The sequence below is a fragment of the Vallitalea longa genome (assembly GCF_027923465.1).
Classification (GTDB): domain Bacteria; phylum Bacillota; class Clostridia; order Lachnospirales; family Vallitaleaceae; genus Vallitalea; species Vallitalea longa.
Genome location: NZ_BRLB01000005.1, coordinates 147,518 through 167,356, shown reverse-complemented (window position 1 = coordinate 167,356; position 19,839 = coordinate 147,518). Strand labels below are relative to the sequence as shown.

Below are 19,839 nucleotides of genomic sequence, written 5' to 3'. Positions count from 1 at the left end.
GAACAGCTTATACTAAAGTGTAAACTTCACCTTTTTTCCCTTGCAAAACGATATCTTCTTTACTGCTCTCTATTAATCCTTTACTATTATCAATTACAATCTTTTCTTTAAATCCCATTATAATTTCCAGTGACATTATTTTACCTTTTTCATAAGTAAGATTAATTTTGTGACCGCCTATTGTTTTTACTCCCCTGATACTTCCTTTTTCCCACGACTTCGGAAGTGAAGGTAATAAAAATACTTTTCCTTCATAGCATTGTACAATACACTCGATTACTGCTCTTGTGGCTCCTAGATTTCCATCTATCTGAAAAACAAATTGAGTATCTTCATTTCTTACAGTACATCTTGGAGGTCTAGGATGTAGGTCTAATAAGGCAGAAGAGGATAGCTCAGTAAGTAAATAACTTAATTGGTGATTAGCTTCTTCTCCATCTTGTAGACGTGCAAACAAACATGCTGCCCACGCTCTACTCCAACCAGTTCCACCACCATTTTGTGCTAGTCTATACTCTAATGATTTTCTTCCTGCCTCAAATTGATTGGTTCTATTAACCGGATTGAACAGTGTAGACGGGAATACTCCATATAGATGTGAGAAATGGCGATGTCCTTTTTCCACTTCCATCTTATCTTCATCATCCCACTCTAATAGACGTCCATCACTTCCAATTTTGAAATCAGGTAACCTACTTCTTAACTGTTCCCACTTAGTACACTCTTCTTTATCAATATCTAGTATTTTGGCTCCATCTATTGCATATGTAAAGGCATCATAGGCTAATTGTATATCCATAGCTGATGATATACACATACTCACTGGAAAATAACCTGTACCCTCAAAACGATTTTCAGGCGACTGACTTGGCATTATCTGCGCTACACCATCATCATCCACCTCAATATAATCCATGTAAAAATCTACTGTTGATTTGAAGAAAGGATAAGCTACTTCTTCTAAGAAAATTTTATCTCCATTATATTGGTAATGCCACCAATAATGTTGTCCAATCCATGCGGCTCCTCCAATCCATGCAGCATAATTATAAGCCTCAGGAGTAGACACAGCCCAATGATCTCCATTGAGTGATAATACAGTACCATTACAACCATATAAGGATTTTGCTGTTCTTCTACCACTTTCTGCAAACTTATTTACATAATCAAATAGTTGCTTTGAATACTCCGGATAATCCAATTGTTCTATGAACCAATAGTTCATCTGTATATTGATGTTAAAATGATAATCGCTGAACCACGGAGGTATTATATCACAGTTCCATTTTCCTTGGAGATTCAATGGAAGTTCTCCACAGATGGAACCTGAAACCATTAGGTATATACCGAATTTTGCATATATCTCTATTAGATTAACATCTTCATTTCCTTTTCTGACTCTTTCAATTCTTTCATTTATATATAAATCAGATAATTCATCTGTTTTGTTATCAGTTATATTAATATCTGTTTTACTCATCGCTTCAGAAAACTTTTTATTATGATTTTCTTTCAGTTCATTTATCTCCCCTGTAGGAAAAGGATAATCATTAAGTTCTTTTTCGATATTTTTATAAGAAACTCCTATATTGATAAATGTTTTTATGTATGTTGCATTTTCTATATGCATGCTCATATTACCATATTCAATTAAGCCATCTGTATCTACTTTCACAATAACTTCAAAACTACTTACTGAATCTATTTTACATGTGTAAATTATATGTTTTCCATCTATATTCATATCTTCTATTGCCTCATCTTCTTGTCTTTCGTAAAAAAGAGTACCGCCAAATTCTTTAGTACTCCTCCATGATGAGACCATTATTCCTGTTACACAATCAGCAAAAGCTTCTAATTCTACATCTCTTCTAACTACTTTAGCTATACCATTATGGATATCTAATATTCTTTCAACAAAATTTCCTTGTGGATTATCATATCTGAATACTAATTCACCAGCAGGTTTATATGAATCTTCTTGGCGTGGATAGGGGGAAATTCCCCCATTACCACCAAATGCCAAGGAAGCTAAGGCTGTTGCTCTAAAGTAATCTTTTTCTATTAGAAGTTCTCTTACTTTAGGTAAGTACTCATATGAAGTTCTATTTGTTCTATTTCCATGCTTACCAGTCCATAGATATTCATGATTCAGACTAAGTATATCTTTTTCATTATTTCCCCATACTATACCGTTAAGTCTGCCATTACCAATAAGCAATCCTTCTTTCCAGTCTTCTGAAAAGTTATTATACCTAAGCTTCATCTTTAATTCCATCCCTCACATATTATTTTCCTAAGAAAGTATCATAAGCTGTTTGGTTGATTTCTATAGCTCTTTCTATTCCTCTACTCTTTAATTCGTTGATGAATCCATCATAATCTTTTTCGAAGTCTGACGCTCCCAATAACCATTTTTGGAACATTTCATCAACATATGGTCTAATTTCTGACATGATTTTCTTATATTCTGCTTCATCATCAGTAGAATATTTCAATCCTAACTCACCATCTAGATATGGAGGCATATCTTCTCTATACCATTGTGGATTACTATTGTATAATTTTGCTGCAGCACTAGCTTCTGGTGTCATAAAAGCATATTCATATTCAGCATCTTGCAACATACCAATACGATATTGAATACCTAATGAACGTAAATATCCTAGAGGTGTCTGTTCACTATTAAGCACTGTATCTGTATAAGATTTTGTTCCATCATCATTAACAGTATATGTTTCGCCTTCAATACCCCAGTTCATTAGAGTTGAACCTTCTTCTGTAAACATATAATCAAAGAACTTAATAAGAGTTACAGGGTCTTCACATTGAGAAGAGATTCCCCAACCTACTCCTGGATATCTAGTTGTTCTTTCAATCACTTCACCATTTTGATTTGCAGGAGGAGCGATACTTACATTATTAAATCCTGGTATATCTTCTGCAAGACTTCTGTTATAATTTCCTGTACTTGGCCAATCATGGGTCATACCACCGATATTGGAACTATATAGTATATCTCTTGATTTTGCACCACGTGTTAGTATTTCTGGGTCGATCAATCCTTCTTTATACCATTTTACAAGATTAGTAACACCTACTTTGAAATTCTCTTCCATTGGTTCAAAAGTCATTTTTCCATCACGTGGATAGAATTCAGTACTTGTATCCCATAAGTATAAATATTCGTCTGGCATTTTCCATCCAGCTCTATCGAATAGAGGTATCTCATCTGCTTCACCATTTCCATTAGGATCATTATTCTTAAAAGCTGTCAATACATCATATAATTGATCTACTGTAGTTGGTACGTCTAAACCTAGATTATCTAGCCAATCTTGACGAACCCACCAAAATTCAGCAGATACCAGACTTTGATTTTTAGGTATATAATATATATTTCCATCAAGAGCTGTTGCGCCTTGTCTAAACTTATCATCATTATCAAGAACGGCTTGAATATTTGGAGCATGTTCTTTAATCAAATCATTAAGTGGCACTAAACCACCATCACGACCTAATTTTTCTAGTTCAGCTGGATTTTTAAATCCTATGATGTCTGCAAGTTTTCCTGATGAAAGCATTAAGTTGAAAGCTTCTTCTTCATTAGAATTAGATTGTGAAATCACACCTTCAAGAGAAATATTCGTTTTCTCTGCAATTTCCTGCCAAAGACGCCATTCTGGATTGAAAGGCATATTATTGAAATTGAGGAATATTGAAAATGTCTTTGGTTCAGAACTGATTAAACTTCCTTCCAATTCTTTTTCACCCGATTTATTCTCTGTTGTTTTTGTATTTGTATCTGTATCCTTTTCGTTATCATCTTTTTTACCACAACCAATAAATAATGTTGCCATCAAAGTAAAAGTTAACAAAATCGCTAATATTTTTTTTGTTTTCATAATTCTTCTCCTTTTCTCTTAATGTTATTTATTTCTTCATAACTAAAGTTTTTCTTATAGTTATGGAAAAATCATATGTACATCAGCCTTTTACTGCTCCAACTGTAGCACCTTTCTTGAAATATTTCTGTACAAAAGGATACGCTATCATCATAGGAATTATCGCTATGATAATTATTGAATATATGACTGTTGTCGGCGAATATAATGAATTAGCTGTTACTATTGCAGCTTCCGTTTCATTAGCCACTTTATCTACAATTAGTTTTTTCAATAAAACTTGTAAAGGTACTTTATTATCATCTTGAAGTAAATTCATTGCCCAGAAATAACCATTCCATCTAGTAACCGCATAGAACATACCAACTGTCGCAAGAGCAGGTTTTGATAGTGGCAAGAATATCTTTGAAAATATCTTCAAATTATTGGCCCCATCAATGAAAGCTGCTTCTTCAAGAGATTTCGGTATTTGTTCAAAGAAACTTTTCATTATTACAAGATTGTACGTATTAATTGCAAATCCCACTATTATTGCTGTTCTTGTATCCAATAGATTATAGTCTTTAAAAGCCATATATAGTGGAATCATACCTGCATTAAACCACATAGTGAATATTGCCATTAGAGTGAAGAACTTTCTGAATATCAATCTTTCTCTTGACAAAGCATATGCCATTGTGGTCGTAAAAAACATATTGACGACTACACCTGCTATCGTATAAAACATAGTATTTCCATACGCTATCCAAATACCATCTTTCATAAAAGCTTGCTTATAACTTTCAAAATTAAAACCTTTTAACCAAAACATTACATCTCCATTTTCAACAAAAATAGGTTTGCTAAATGAAGCGATCAAAACATAAAATATTGGATAAAAAGCAACAATTGATATGATAATTCCTACAACTGTCATTACACCATTGAATATCTTTTCATTTCTAGTAACTAGTTTATCTGATTTTGCCATGATTTATCTCCTTTCTCTACCAAAGTGATGTCTCAGAAAGACGTTTACTGATTTTATTTGCAAGGACAACCAATATCAATGCAACAAATGCTTCAAAAAGTCCAGCCGCTGTAGCTAATCCATAATTTCCGTTTTGTATACCCGTTCTATATACATAAGTAGCGATTACATCTCCAGTACTATAAGTTGTAGGTTTATATAGAAGTAGAATTGCTTCATATCCCACTTTAACCATTTTACCGATATTCAGTACAAGCATAACAACAACAATAGGCAAAATACCTGGTATGGTTACATGTTTAATCTGTTTCCATTTACCTGCACCATCAACCTTTGCTGCTTCATAAAGCTGTTGATCAATACCCATAATCGCCGCAATATAAACAATGGCACTGAAACCAGCAGTTTTCCATAGAGTCATCGTAGTGTAAACTCCTCTAAAATACTCCGGCTTAACCATGAAATATATAGGTTCAAACCCTAGTTTCTGTAATATGAAGTTAATTACTCCCGTACTTGGAGATAGGAAATTAATTGTCATACCACAAACCACAACAATCGATATAAAATAAGGTAAGAACGTAGCCGTTTGAGTTATCTTACTTACAACCTTGTTTTTCATTTCCGTAACTGCTATTGCTAATATGATAGGTATAGGGAAACAAATTACCAACTGCCAAAAAGCAATCATTAATGTATTTGTCACAGTCCTTGTGAAATCAGCACCCTGTATGAACTGAATAAAATTATCTAATCCTACAAATGTACTACCAGAAAAGCCTTTAAATATATTGAAATCATAAAATGCTGTTCGAAGTCCTATCATAGGTTTGTAAGCAAACATGATATACCATATCAGACCTGGCAATAATAAAAGGAACAAATCCCAGTCCCGCCTGAATCGTTTAGAAAATTTACTACTGCTTTTGACATAACTTCTATTATTTATGGGTAATGCCTTACTTGTTTTGCTCATATTATTGTCTCCTTTTCTTATCCCTTTCTTAATTGTTTATTTTTCACAATCAAAAGTTGTTTATGAAAGGATTATACATAATATTAAACAAAAAATAAATCATCAATTTACAACCCATTTGCTTTTTATACAAAACCATATCTGTTTAGAGACTAATTATATAAAAAGTTTTTTTATATGCATTTTTCAACTATATACATTTTGTTATTTTTATATCTATTTTCTATTACTTTTCAATTATTTTTTAATATATAAATAGGAAATTATACATTTTTCTTTGTATAAATCTATCAATTCTTCTTCATTAATATTTATTGTATTATTAAAATATAGACAAAAAAAAATGAGATACAGTTGATTTTATATCCATTTTCATCATGAATTTAATCTACTATATCTCTTATCTATCTTATAGCTGTTTAATTTGTTCTGAAAAAGCTTTTGGTGTCATCCCAGTGTACTTAGTGAACACTCTGATAAATGTATTAGAACTATTGAAACCAACTTGTTTTGCTAATGTTGAAACCTTAATTTTAGTATTACTATACATTATCTCTTTTGCCTTTTCTATCCTGTAATTGTTTAAATAATTTTTATAATTGTCTCCTACAGCTTTTTTAAACAAAATGCCGCAATATTTTTCAGAAACATTCATTTTTTTTGCCATATCCACTAACATTATATCTTCCGAATAATATTCATGAATATACGACAGCATCTCTTCTGCAATTGAATTCTCACTATCCTTTTTATTATTATTAACATACAACAATATTTCTTCTAAAATGTTTCTTAATTTTGGTATAATATCTTTCCTATTCCATTGATCTGAGAGAGTGGAAAAATCATCATTGTCTTTTAGGAATACATGAGAATCTATCTTCAATTCCTGAACTATTCTACTGATAGTACCAATAATGGCGAATATCAAGTTTTTGAAAGCCTTTGGTGATAACTTTTCTCCCGCACCATTTTCATTTATTAGCTCATTGAATATTTCTACTGCATTTATATCTCCGCCAAGTACACTGTGTATGAGTTTATTCTCAATAACCAAAGGATAATAATACGAATTTTGGTCTAAATCTTCTTTGATTTGTTTCATTGTCAAAATAGTCCTTTGATTATATAAAAACTTATATTCTAATATCTTTTTACTTTCTTCAAAACATTCTTTGATCTTTTTAGTTCCATAGGCTACATTACTGATAGCTACTCTTATATCATAATCATAATCAATTTCTACTGTCTCCAAAAGAGAATGTATCATGGTTATGGCATCTTTTACTTGGTCACATTGGATAATGATGGCACAAGTATAATAATTGATATTTGCATAACGCAATGTATTAACATCTTGTGTATATACAAGAATTTCGTTTTTATATAAGAAGATATTATCACCTACATCTTCATATGGATTATTGAGAAACTCTAGTACCGCTACACAATAATTGTCATCTTTCATTAGTTGGTCTTTGTATATGGATTTATTGATGTTTATACCAAACAACAAATCTCTGTTCAACCTTTGGACTATTAGATTATTTCTTTCACTTATTGCTACCTTCAACTGTTGATTGAGATTTTTTATCATATTAGAATTTTGCTTTAATATTTTAAATTCATCAACATCCTTTTGACTGCTATCATCAGAGAAAAAGTCATCTAAAACTTCTTTTATTGGTCTATACAATTTGTTCGTAATGATTCTTGATAGAAATATCGATAATAATGTAAGTAATACAAAAGGAATCATAAAATATATAAAAATCATAGCAGTATCAATATTCTTATCCTTATATGAATAAAGCAATATCCAATCTATGTTATAAAAAGATTGTTTGAATACATTATTATCTTTATAAATAAATTTGTTGGATTTCAATTCGCTATTCTGAAATGCTTTAAATATTTCATCTGATGGTATTTTCGCATCATTTTTCATTGCGAATATACCACTATTATTACATAAATACCAATCATTCTCTAAATTTTCCTCAACAAAAGAATTGTAATTTATAGTTGTGAAATACAATATATCTCTTTTCCTATATTCCTTTTTGGTTATGTAACATATTTGTGAAGTACCATTTGAATTTTTAATCGTAAAAGCCATATAACTAGAATTTTCATTAAAATGATTATAAATTTCCTTTATTTCTTTTTGACTTAAATTAAGATTTTCATTAAAATAATAATCTTTTGTTTCACTGGAAACAGGTGTAATAACTAATGAATCTTCATCTAAAAAAGTAGCTGAGATTTGGAAATTTACATTATTCACTTTAGAAGATGATTTTTTAATTTTATACTGCATTTTTAATGCTCCAAGATAAAACATCTCATTATTATCACTTTCCGACCAGCTCTTAGCTTCATCACTCTCTGTTACTAAATCAAGTGCACTATTAATTACCTCTAATTTTATTTGGCTGTTATTAAGTGTTGTTTTGATTGTATTAATGATGGTAGCTTCATACTCTTTAGATCTGTTATCGAAAACTATTTTTAAGAAAATGCTCATAAAACTTAAAATAATTAACGTAAACACAAGTAAAAATACTGTATTTAATTTTTTCTTGTATTTGCCACGTACCATAGTTCTTTCCACATCCTTTAATTTTATATATGCCAAATTGTCTTCTTATTGTAGATTTAAAAAATGATGGAGCGTTTATAGTAAAATAATACCACATAGTCACATAGCATAATTTATGTATTTTTTATAAATAGTCAATTGATGTAAATATTATAATAACATTAATGCACAAAAAAAACAAGAATAGAGTTATAATTATTGATTATAAGCCCTAACTTGTTAAAAAAAAATCTATTTTTTTATAAGTTTTGCATAGTAGCTGTCTATAGACTCATTAATTCTTATTTAGTACTATTTCTATAGGTTTTGCATCTTTACATGTAAATTCTAATTCCGTTTTTCCTGATTTGCTACTTAATAATCTACAGTTTTCATAAGAAGAACTAAGATTCCACTCACCATTTAACATCAACTTCACTGTTGAACTTCCACTTTCATTCTTGCACCACTGTCTAGAATATATACTTACTTCTTTCCTATTTCCGTTTTCATCATACTGACTTTCGTCTTTTCCTTCATATAGTCTCAAATCTGGATCAACAATACTAAGAACCATATTATCTTTTGATTGTTTTGTCATAATCATAGTTGGAGTATCTACACCTTCAACGATCCCTTTGTCTATGTTGTCATTTGCTTCAAATACTGCATAGCCAGTTGTATTCGTCAATCTATCCTTGACTATATGAGCGGTTTTATCTTTCTGTAATACAGTATATAAAGCTGTTTCTCTATTACTCATTTGCTTAGTGAAATCATTTATCTTTTCTTCATCTGTTTTCACAAGAATCGCATACTCATAGCCTTGGTTTTTCGGAGCTTTTCCATGATCTATCCAAGCTGTTGCAAAATCGCCTTTGGTATCTTTCTCATTTTTATGATTCTTTGAGTCTTGAGTACTGCGGCTTATTCCTATTTCATGACCTTCAGGAATGTAGTATCCATTGTTATTGTTATCCATCAACCAGAAATCTTCGTCTGATTTCAAATCTTTAACATAAGGGAATTCAGTAATATTTTCTTTACTGTTAACCCATATAGGCATATTCTTATCAGCCAAATAGTTCTGGAACATTGTTGTTTGTGTATTATGTGTACTATCATTATTTTCAATATCCGAACCTAATAGAATAATTCTGTCATCGAAGAAAAATACTGATTTCCTAGCTCTATGTGATTCATCATATTTAGGGTGTTCATGAAGTTTCATAGCGAACATGCCATTCTCACCTTCGATATTGAGGGCACCTGAATATGATTCATCAGATATCAACATTTCTTCAAAGCCTGAGAATTCATCAAGATTCTTGACATCTGATTTGAGTTCTTCAATTGGCAATTGGATAGTTGTTGTACCAGGCCAACGATTCCAATTGTATCCGTTAGGATTGTATCCACTGTCTTTATTGTTGATTGGGTCTCCTTGACTCATTATCTGAACTTGTCCATATGTGATGTAACGTCCATACAAGTTGGAATTGGTATATGACTCATTACCCCAGAGATATTTACTATGGCCTCTTACCCCTACCAACCAATCATCTCTTCTATGTAATGCTAAGTTGGAATAATTCATTGTCCAGTTTCCGTTAGGGTCATTTTCTGGAGTATAACCCATCTCCAGTAGCATCTTCGCTGTTTTACTTGGTTTTTCCAGATTGGTCAATCGCAAATATGCAGCAGCCACTTCTGGATCTATTTCTTCTTCACCATCAGGTATACCTGCTAATGCCATAAAACCAAAACATTTATCATTTATTTTTGAAGTTCCATCAACGCCACGTCCAGAAAGACTTACCAACCACTGATATTTATTGGTATATAGTCTTGTAACCATTATCACTTTTTTAAGCAGTTCATGTGCTTCTTCTTTCAAGCCGTACTTAGTTCCACTCATATAATAAACAACTGGTGTCAAACCGTTAAATGCAGGATTGGCATAACCTGGATATCCATTTCTGTGATGGAATCCTGAACCATCTTCCTTGAATCCTCCAATCAAACCAGGTGTTGTTTTCATACATCTGTTCATCCAATCAGAGAAACCTTGAAAATCTCTTACCTTATCAGGTGTATCATCTTTCACCAATATGCTTATCAACATACCTTGTATTGTAGTGTTCAATATATCTACGTTACATGGCTCTTTGTCCTCATAATCATATATTCTTCCCATACCTGTGAACCAGTATATGGATTTTTGCACTCTATCCAATAACCCTGCTTCTTTTAACTGATTTTGCATAAGGAAAACAGCATTATAGTAGCCACGCATATTGTATCCGATGTGATGGACTGTTCCAAGTATACTTCCCTCTTCCCAACCTTGATCCAGCATATGTTCTGTCATATCAATGAATATACTGCTTAATTCATCTTTATGTTCTGGATTGTCAGTAGAATGATATGCATTAGCTATATTGAACATGATATCTGTGTATTGTTTTCTTACGTTAGTGTGTTTCAGATCAATATATACCGCATCCAATAATTCTTGAGGATAGATTTGTTTTATAAATGGTAGATCTACTGAATTACCTGTTATAGTACTATCTTTTCTGACTATGTTGAAAGCATGGAATTGTTTTCTAATACTATTCATAGCCTTTTCATCAATATTCTTTTTAATGAATAGATTGTCATATAGTCTTTGTGAAATCATATCAAAAGCTTCCATGTCTTCCTTAGTGACTTCTTCTGGTAATTCTTCCTTACTTTCTAGATTATAGAATTTGTATAGTGATACCCAATGCTTATTAGCCATATTATCAGCCTCTACATTTACAAAAGGCACTTGAAAATCTCTATTCTGATGTCTAGAATCCACAGGATTAGTTAATATTATCTGATCGAAATATAATGTTCCCTTTTCTACATTTGATGGAGCTTTTATTCTCATCGTATCCATATCTTCTCGTGGTTTCCCTTGCATATCCCTTTCATAAGAAACCCATGCTGTACGCCATCCACTGAAATTAAGACCGAATGTGAAAGAACAGTCTATATCATCTCCTCTTCCGAATTCTATCAAAATTTCATCATCTACAGGTTTTTCATTGTATACCCAAAAAGCAAAAGTATCCAGCTTATTACTTCCAGAGCTCTCATCAAAAGCTTGAAATCCTATAGGTGTTGATAGAACCATTTGGGAACCTTTTTCATAATTCCACTCAAGTGATCTGTAACCACCTTTATGATGTTTCTCACTTAATGTCATTTTTGAACTGCTGTCAGCTTGCAGTTCTTCTGGTATACCTGATTCAAAAGTATATAATTTCGTATTCGTTTCTGCTGCTTTCTTTTCAATCACATTGGTTATAATTGATGTACCATTAACGTCTCTTAAGCTCAATGATTTGTATACCAGTGAAGCCAAATCATCTCTAATCAACATCTTATCAAATTTCTTCTTTTCATCATCTGTCCATCCGTTCTTTTCTTTTAATATTTCCAGAGCATTACTTTCATTTATATCTTCTTCATATCCTAAAAGTTTTAATAATGCAAAAGCAAAGCTATTACCCTCAATATTTTTCTTAGGATCGATTTTATCATCAAATATGATTCCTTTTTTTATTGCATATGCAATATATTTTTCTGCCCACTTAGATACCGAATTTCCATCAGTATACTTGTCCATTTCTGTTCTGACTTCATTTTCAGTTAATTTCTCTACTTCTTCAACTTTGTTACTTAATCTTAGAGCTATTATTATTCCTTCTTCTCTTGTTACTGGATAATCTAAATTCAATTGTATACTTGTGTCCGAACTACCTTTTACAAAACCGAAATCATATAATTTCTTTGCCTCTTTTTCATACTTCGGTTTAAACAATTCTGATGCCTGAATTGGGTTTACTTGCGTTAGGCATAGACTAACCAACAATAAAAACAATACCCCTTTTTCTAGAATTTTCATTTGTAATACCTCCTAATAAGCATTTAATTGTCAATCATCTCTCATTGTTTATTTATGACAAACAATCAACATCAGTCATTTAATTATAAGCATTATCCCACAGTAAATAAATCATTATTTTACAACTCATCTGCTTTTTGTACAAAAAGCAAATTAATAATCAGCATTTAATGGCAATATTTTTTTATGTGCATTTTTCAAATATATACCATTTCTTATATTTCATGTAATTTTTGGGATTATATTAATGATTTGACGTTATTGGATAAAGAGATAACATATATTTTTGAAATCGAATATCAATATATAAAAAATAATTTGAAATTACAAAAAAGGAATATTTTTTTGATAGCTAACGTTCAGAATGAGAATGGTATATGATCTTTTTACTTCGCCTTACTCTTTATGGACCGGTCTTCGTAAAACGAACCATATACCACTTTTATATAAAGTGATGACTTAGTAGAATCTATTAGTTTCAAGACTTTGTTTTTTTTACTAATATATTATGGTAACATTTTATTTCTGTTTATCAATTTTATTTTGATACTCTAATACAGCATTTGGACCAGAATGATTTTCCATTCCCGGTTTATGTTTTCTATATTTTTTATCATACTGACTTTTGAGGTTAAAGAAATCATCATTAGTTTTATCTATGTGTTTTTTTAACTTTTCTCTATACTGCTCAACGATATTTGAGTATTCTGGTTTTACAGCTAAATTGGTTTTCTCCAATCTATCATTTTTCATATCAAATACTTCTTCGCTCTTCTCTTCTAGATATACAGTATATTTGTAATCTTTATCCCTATACATTCTCCCTGGAACTATATATCCATCATATTCATCATACCATTCGGCACTGACATATTCATTGTTGACTGCATCACTTTCTCCAATGATTTGTTTATAATGGCTTATTCCTTCTTCTTTTTTATAAGTGGTCAAGCCTGCATACTCAGCTAATGTTGGATAAATATCAAGAAGTGAAACTAACCCATGAATTCTTCTTTTACCTTTTATACCATTTCCAGTGTATATTAATGGAACTCTATTGGTTTCTTCATAGAATGCTCCATATTTAGTAACTAAACGATGAGATGCCATACCTTCACCATGGTCAGCAAAAAACACTATCATAGTATCATCCTTTTGACCTGATTCTTCCAAAGCCTTTAATATTCTGCCGATTTGCTTATCAACAACATTGATGTAGTGATAATAGGCATACAGATAGTGCCTGAAATCATCTTCCCCCCAATGAATCGTTTGACTCTGTCGTCTATGACCACAGCACATGTATTGGATGAATTCAGGTCTATTAGGCACATCATCGAAATTATAATTATCTGGTAATGCTGGCAGTTCTTCTTTTACACCAAAATCTTTATGTCCAAATTCATTTTCACCAATATACGAACATATGTTATGAGGATTCTGTAAGTCTGCAACTAACAGAAATGGATTATCAGAAGTTTTTCTTTTCAAATATTCAACAGTTTTTCTCGTAGTGTCTTCATCGTAGAATGTTTCGTAATTGACTGTTATAGCAGGATTATCTCTTTCACTTTTGATTTGTTCATAATCCATTACATCAAAACCTCGTAATGCTCCATAATCATGCCTTTTACCAATATGTACACATTCATAACCATTTTTGCTGAATAGTTCACCTAAAGTTTCTATATCAGTAGAAACTGAATCAAAACCTTGATCTGGTAGATTACTTAATACTTTTGTTTGATGTGGGTATTTTGAACTCCAAAAAGATGCTCTTGCAGGTTGGCACAAAGGACATGTCGTATAAGCATTATCAAATATAACACCATTTTCTGATAAACTATCAATATTAGGTGCCTTAACATAATTATTACCATAAGCATTAAGAGCTGTAGCACTTAATTGATCACAAATAACCATTAATATATTTTTCACTTTTTCCACCTCTCCATATCTCTTTCGTTGAATGACTTTGCAATAAAACATAATATATATAATTCAATTATAGGCGCTATTGCCAATAAATAAATCATCAATTTACAAGTTATGTATTATTTCCTATGATTTCAACATTTTATAGCATATGAAAACGTTTCTATTCCATATATTTGGATTTTACTATAATACAAAAAAAGGTCATTCAAAGAAATTTCTTCAAATGACTGGGTAATGTGATGTATTTTATAATAATATTAAATTATTATAATCACTATTAATATTATAAACCTGTAATAAAATTCAAATTACTACCAACTTAAAAATCAGTAGACTTCTTGAATAAGATTTTTGACTGTATTGATATTGTCTCTATAGGATAATCATGATGTTCCATTCTATATAATAATTGTCTTACAAGTCTTTCACCTAAAGCATCATTTCTAACCTGTACTGTGGTCAAATCACCTGATAGATGTGTATACTCTCTACTATCATCATATCCTGAAATAGCGATATCATCAGGAACACTATAATTATTTTTTTTGAGATAATCCAATACAAAATTGGCTATGAAATCACTAGCACAGACAAAAGCTTCTGGCAACTCATCTAGATGAGATAGGAATTCATTGATTTCTTCAGCATATGTATAGATGCCTATACTATCTATAAGACAATAATCTTCATTAATATCTAAATTATTATTATTTATTGCAGCTGTAAAGCCTTCATATCTGGTATAGTTGGTTAAAGCATAGTTGATATCACCTATAAATCCTATTTTTTTACGTCCTTTTTTTATGATGTTCTCCGTTATATTATATATGGCATGATATCCTTCCAAGAGGACTAAATCACCAGTCAGGCTAAGTGAAGTAATCGCTGGTACCATATCTAGAAATACTTTTGGTATCGATAAGGAATTAATCAAACTCATAACTTTATAATCATAAATATTTAGAACTATTACTCCCTGTACCGTACCATCATATAAAATTTCAGGCAGTTTATAATTCTCATATACTTTAGCTGGAATATAAGTATACATAAGATTTATATTATATGTAGATAATGTTTTTGCTATATTATGAATAATATCCATCCAAAAAATAGAGGATTCCGGACGAGAAACAACTACAGATATAGTCGTTTTTTCATTACTTAAATTTGCTACTCTTTCTGTATTATTGTTTATATCATCGGTATGCAATTTTTGATAACCCAACTCATTTGACTTTTCTATTATTTTCTTACGTAATGTATCTGAAACTCCTGGATAGCCATTATGAACTTTCCAAACAGTTACACGAGATACATCTAGAATATCTGCAATAGTCTGCATTGTTATTTTTTTCATCATATAGCCCCTTATTTCATAAGTTATTTTAACATTTTTATTTAACATTTCTATTTAACATTTTTATTTATTATAAATTTTAACATATGTATTAACAAAAGAATCAACATTAACCGTCAATTAATGATAAAAGTCGTTAACTAGCCTAATTACTGTTAATCTCAAGTAACATATATATTCATTATACTACTTAATAAATTATAGCATATTGTAAAACATAGTACAATAACTTCATTATGTTAATTTGGTAGTTAAATGTAACCATCTTTTTTATCATTATGTAAACTAAATTACTGTTTTAGCCGGTATTTTTTAACAAATGTTAAATTATATTAATACAGTAAATAATTTTATTTAGTTAGTTATTCATTTTACCACTAAAAATGGCATATATCAAATACATAATATACATTTTAAACAACTAAAATATATAAAATGTTAAAAAAAGTTGCATTTTCATATTAAATATGTTAAAGTAAAGTTACACAAAAAAGCACAGAGAGGAGATTATAATTTATGGTAATGGTTAAGGGAACAAAAAAGAACAAACAGAAAATTAAAAATGTTAAAAGAAAATGGCGAAAAGATGATTTCGAATTAACATTACTAGCAGCACCAACTTTTATATGGTACATATTATTTAGTTTTATTCCAATGTTTGGTATAATTATAGCTTTTAAAAAATACGAAACGTTTCCTGGAAGAGGATTCATATATAATTTATTACATAGTGACTGGGTAGGGTTTGAAAACTTTCGATATCTATTTAAATCTAATACGCTATTTATTTTACTCAGAAATACAATTGGTTATAATCTAATATTTATCATATTGGGTATAATCGTTCCTGTTACTTTAGCTATTATGATAAGTCTTATATATAGTAAAAGAAAATCTAAAGCATATCAGACTATGATGTTTTTCCCACATTTCATGTCATGGGTTGTAGTTAGTTATTTTGTATTTGCTTTTCTAAGCATGGACAAAGGAGTTTTTAATAATATACTTACTTTCTTTGGTGGAGATTCAATTAAATGGTATATGGAATCAAAATACTGGCCCTACATATTAATCTTTATGCAGTTATGGAAAACCGTCGGTTATAACATGGTTATCTATTTGGCAAGTATTGCAGGAATAAGCGGTCAATTATATGAAGCAGCCGTTATTGATGGTGCAACTAAATGGCAGCAGGTGAAATACATAACATTACCATCATTAAAGACTATAATTGTTATGATGTTCATCCTTAATGTAGGTCGTATACTTAATTCGGATTTCGGATTATTTTTCCAGATAACAAGAGGTATACCTGGCTCATTATATAATGTAGCTTCTACCCTTGATACATATGTTTATATGGCACTACGATCTTCTTCTCCAATAGGAATGACAGCAGCGGCAACTTTCTTCCAATCAGTAACTGGCTGTATTACTATTTTATTAGCGAATTGGATTGTGCGTAAAGTAGATAATGAAAATGCTATTATATAGAACGGAGGGTAATCATAGATGAGAAAAAACAAAAAAAACAAACCAGATATTTTGAAATTCAATAAAATAAAAAAATCTTCCAATGTAATCTTTAATATTATTTTTATAATTGCTTCTATTATAAGTATTGCACCAATTATATATGTATTAATGATATCGTTAACATCAGAAAAAGCATTGGCAAGATACGGATATCATTTAATACCAAGAGAATTTTCATTAGATGCCTATATTTTCTTATATCAAGAAGCAGATGTAATATTGAAAGCATTACTTATCTCAATAATAGTTACATGTGTAGGAACTATTGTAGGTGTCATTCTTACATCAACTATGGGGTATGTATTATCAAGACCCAATTATAAATTAAAAGGTTTTTTAAGTTGGATAGTTTTCATTCCAATGATATTTAACGGTGGTATGATAGCAACTTATGTAGTATACACTAATTTTCTTGGATTAAAAGATACTATTTGGAGTTTAATATTACCTTTAGCTGTAAGTTCATTCAATGTTATAATCTGCAAGACATTCTTTAAAACGACAATACCTGAGTCCATTATAGAATCAGCTAGAATTGATGGTGCTTCTCAGCTAAATATATTTATTAAAATTGTATTACCTATATCAAAACCTGTATTAGCAACTATCAGTCTTTTCTTAAGTTTTGGATATTGGAATGACTGGTTTTTATCATCATTATACATAAACGATTCAAATTTGCTTTCACTACAGGCTTTACTAAACAATATACAAAAAAATATTGAATATTTAGCCAACAATCCTACTGCTGGAGTTTCTTTACAGCAATATAAAAACCAAATGCCAAAAGAAGGAGTAAGGATGGCTATTGCAATCATCATTGCATTACCGATCGCATGTATTTATCCATTCTTCCAAAAATATTTTATTTCCGGTTTAACTATTGGCGCTGTAAAAGGATAATTCTGATATATCATATTATATAGCTTTTATTCGCTGTAATAATATATATATATATAACAAATGTTACACAGACAATTAATGTCTATTAAAAGGAGGAGAAATGTTATGAAAAAAAGAAAGTTAGTGTTATGGGTAGTATTAATAGCAATGTTAATATCTATTGCTGGATGTGGAAAAAAAGCTGACACCAAAGATGATAATACAAAGGATGTAGCGTCAGAAACAGACGATAGTAAAGGAACTGAAAAAGATAACGGAAACGAACAAATACCAACTCTTATATGGAATACTGTTGGTAATGGTATGCCAACTAATTATGATAAGTGGCAAGCACATATTAATGAATATCTAGAAGAAAAAATAGGAGTTCATGTTGATGTTCATGTTATCCCATGGGGTGAATGGGATGATAAGAAGAGCCTTATAGTTAACTCTGGTGAATACTTTGATATATTATTTACTAATGAAGGTAGATATAATGCAGAAGTAAAATTAGGAACATTTATGGATATCACAGATTTACTTCAAACAGAAGCTCCTGATCTATACAACTATATTCCAGAAGATTATTGGAAAGCAGTTTCTATAGATGGAAAAATTTATTCCGTACCAACATATAAAGATAGTTCAGCAACACAATATCTAGTATGGGATACTGCAATGGTTGAAAAATACGATATAGATATTCAAAATCTCAAAAGTCTTGAACAATTGACAGAACCTTTCAGAAAAATTAGAGATGGAGAAAATGTTGCACCTTTCAAATTATACAAAAACGGACTAGATTATGTATATGTCAACTATGATTCAATGCAAGCTGGATTACCAGCATTAGGCGTTCGTTTTGATGATGAAAACATGAAGGTCGTTAACACTTTAGAACAAGAAGATGTACTTGAAAGATTAAATATATTACATCAGTGGTACGAAGAAGGTATTATCAATGCCGATGCCCCAGCTCTAGACGAGCAGTCCGGATATAGAGTTGCCTTTATTGCTCAAGGTTGGCCATCAGCTGCAAAAACAACATGGGGACCTAACACAGGTATAGATGCAGAAGCTGTACAATTATATGATACTATTGTTTCTAATACAACAGTTGGTGGTTCTCTCAATGGTATTTATTCAGGAACTAAATATCCTGAAAAATGTATCCAACTATTAGACTTAATCAATAAAGACTCTTATGTTAGAGATGCATTCTACTATGGACTTGAAGGTGATAACTTCGAATATACCAGCGATGGAAAAGTCCATAAAAATAATTCTGATTGGAATATGGCCGGATACACACAAGGTACTTTCTTTAATGTTACTCAAGAAGATATTGCTGAATTTAACCAATGGGATGAAGTAAAAGAGTTAAATGCTAATGCTATTCCTTCAACATTAATAGGATTCAGCTTAGATTCAACTAATATTGAAAATGAGTTAGCAGAATGTAGAGCCGTATATTTGAAATACAGAAGTGAATTAACAACTGGAGCAAAAGAACCATCTGAAATAATCAAAAACATCAATGATGAATTAGACGCTGCTGGATTCCAAAAAATCCTTGATGAAGCTCAAAAACAAGTTGATGCATTCAAGAAGTAAAAAACTTAGTTAACATTTAGTTAACTATAATAACACCATTATAATTTCTTGTATGGCAAGTGTTAGACTAAGTTTATAATCTTATATTCAATTATAATTATATACTTAAGATGTAAACTTTTGTTTTATGCTTG

Annotated in this window: 11 protein-coding genes; 3 read left to right on the top strand and 8 right to left on the bottom strand. The window is 30.7% G+C overall.

Going from position 1 to position 19,839, the window contains the following annotated elements; translation table 11 throughout:
• Positions 1–7 precede the first annotated feature (7 nt).
• From QMG30_RS11215 to QMG30_RS11180, 8 genes are all read right to left on the bottom strand, one after another.
• Positions 8–2,266, bottom strand: coding sequence for a glycosyl hydrolase family 95 catalytic domain-containing protein (locus tag QMG30_RS11215; RefSeq protein ID WP_281815408.1), 2,259 nt, complete (start codon positions 2,264–2,266; stop codon positions 8–10).
• A gap of 22 nt (positions 2,267–2,288) precedes the next feature.
• On the bottom strand, positions 2,289–3,905 hold the full coding sequence (locus tag QMG30_RS11210) for an extracellular solute-binding protein (protein WP_281815407.1): 1,617 nt from the start codon (positions 3,903–3,905) through the stop codon (positions 2,289–2,291).
• A gap of 82 nt (positions 3,906–3,987) precedes the next feature.
• Positions 3,988–4,875, bottom strand: coding sequence for a carbohydrate ABC transporter permease (locus QMG30_RS11205; protein WP_281815405.1), 888 nt, complete (start codon positions 4,873–4,875; stop codon positions 3,988–3,990).
• 16 nt (positions 4,876–4,891) lie between these two features.
• Positions 4,892–5,851, bottom strand: a complete 960-nt coding sequence (locus tag QMG30_RS11200) for an ABC transporter permease (protein ID WP_281815404.1) — start codon at positions 5,849–5,851, stop codon at positions 4,892–4,894.
• A gap of 409 nt (positions 5,852–6,260) precedes the next feature.
• Entirely contained in the window at positions 6,261–8,453 is a 2,193-nt protein-coding gene (locus tag QMG30_RS11195; RefSeq protein WP_281815403.1) for a helix-turn-helix domain-containing protein, read from the bottom strand.
• Positions 8,454–8,727: 274 nt separating this feature from the next.
• Positions 8,728–12,372, bottom strand: a complete 3,645-nt coding sequence (locus QMG30_RS11190; protein ID WP_281815401.1) for a chondroitinase family polysaccharide lyase — start codon at positions 12,370–12,372, stop codon at positions 8,728–8,730.
• Positions 12,373–12,891: 519 nt separating this feature from the next.
• Positions 12,892–14,310, bottom strand: a complete 1,419-nt coding sequence (locus tag QMG30_RS11185) for a sulfatase family protein (protein WP_281815398.1) — start codon at positions 14,308–14,310, stop codon at positions 12,892–12,894.
• A gap of 319 nt (positions 14,311–14,629) precedes the next feature.
• Positions 14,630–15,670: a LacI family DNA-binding transcriptional regulator gene (locus tag QMG30_RS11180; RefSeq protein WP_281815397.1), complete on the bottom strand. Its 1,041-nt coding sequence runs from the start codon at positions 15,668–15,670 to the stop codon at positions 14,630–14,632.
• 516 nt (positions 15,671–16,186) lie between these two features.
• On the opposite strand from QMG30_RS11180, the gene QMG30_RS11175 reads away from it, so the two are divergent.
• The 3 genes from QMG30_RS11175 (at position 16,187) to QMG30_RS11165 (ending at position 19,705) form a co-directional block, all read left to right on the top strand.
• Complete coding sequence (locus QMG30_RS11175; protein ID WP_281815396.1) at positions 16,187–17,164, top strand: ABC transporter permease; 978 nt, start codon at positions 16,187–16,189, stop codon at positions 17,162–17,164.
• Positions 17,165–17,182: 18 nt separating this feature from the next.
• Positions 17,183–18,109: a carbohydrate ABC transporter permease gene (locus tag QMG30_RS11170; protein WP_281815395.1), complete on the top strand. Its 927-nt coding sequence runs from the start codon at positions 17,183–17,185 to the stop codon at positions 18,107–18,109.
• A gap of 105 nt (positions 18,110–18,214) precedes the next feature.
• Entirely contained in the window at positions 18,215–19,705 is a 1,491-nt protein-coding gene (locus tag QMG30_RS11165) for an ABC transporter substrate-binding protein (protein ID WP_281815393.1), read from the top strand.
• Positions 19,706–19,839: the final 134 nt, after the last annotated feature.

What these genes read in the sequence shown, in the direction of transcription:
- QMG30_RS11210 (WP_281815407.1), bottom strand. Translation starts at nt 3,905, where the DNA reads ATGAAAACAAAAAAAATATTAGCGATTTTGTTAACTTTTACTTTGATG.
- QMG30_RS11200 (WP_281815404.1), bottom strand. Translation starts at nt 5,851, where the DNA reads ATGAGCAAAACAAGTAAGGCATTACCCATAAATAATAGAAGTTATGTC.
- QMG30_RS11195 (WP_281815403.1), bottom strand. Translation starts at nt 8,453, where the DNA reads ATGGTACGTGGCAAATACAAGAAAAAATTAAATACAGTATTTTTACTT.
- QMG30_RS11205 (WP_281815405.1), bottom strand. Translation starts at nt 4,875, where the DNA reads ATGGCAAAATCAGATAAACTAGTTACTAGAAATGAAAAGATATTCAAT.
- QMG30_RS11175 (WP_281815396.1), top strand. Translation starts at nt 16,187, where the DNA reads ATGGTAATGGTTAAGGGAACAAAAAAGAACAAACAGAAAATTAAAAAT.
- QMG30_RS11165 (WP_281815393.1), top strand. Translation starts at nt 18,215, where the DNA reads ATGAAAAAAAGAAAGTTAGTGTTATGGGTAGTATTAATAGCAATGTTA.
- QMG30_RS11190 (WP_281815401.1), bottom strand. Translation starts at nt 12,372, where the DNA reads ATGAAAATTCTAGAAAAAGGGGTATTGTTTTTATTGTTGGTTAGTCTA.
- QMG30_RS11170 (WP_281815395.1), top strand. Translation starts at nt 17,183, where the DNA reads ATGAGAAAAAACAAAAAAAACAAACCAGATATTTTGAAATTCAATAAA.
- QMG30_RS11180 (WP_281815397.1), bottom strand. Translation starts at nt 15,670, where the DNA reads ATGAAAAAAATAACAATGCAGACTATTGCAGATATTCTAGATGTATCT.
- QMG30_RS11215 (WP_281815408.1), bottom strand. Translation starts at nt 2,266, where the DNA reads ATGAAGCTTAGGTATAATAACTTTTCAGAAGACTGGAAAGAAGGATTG.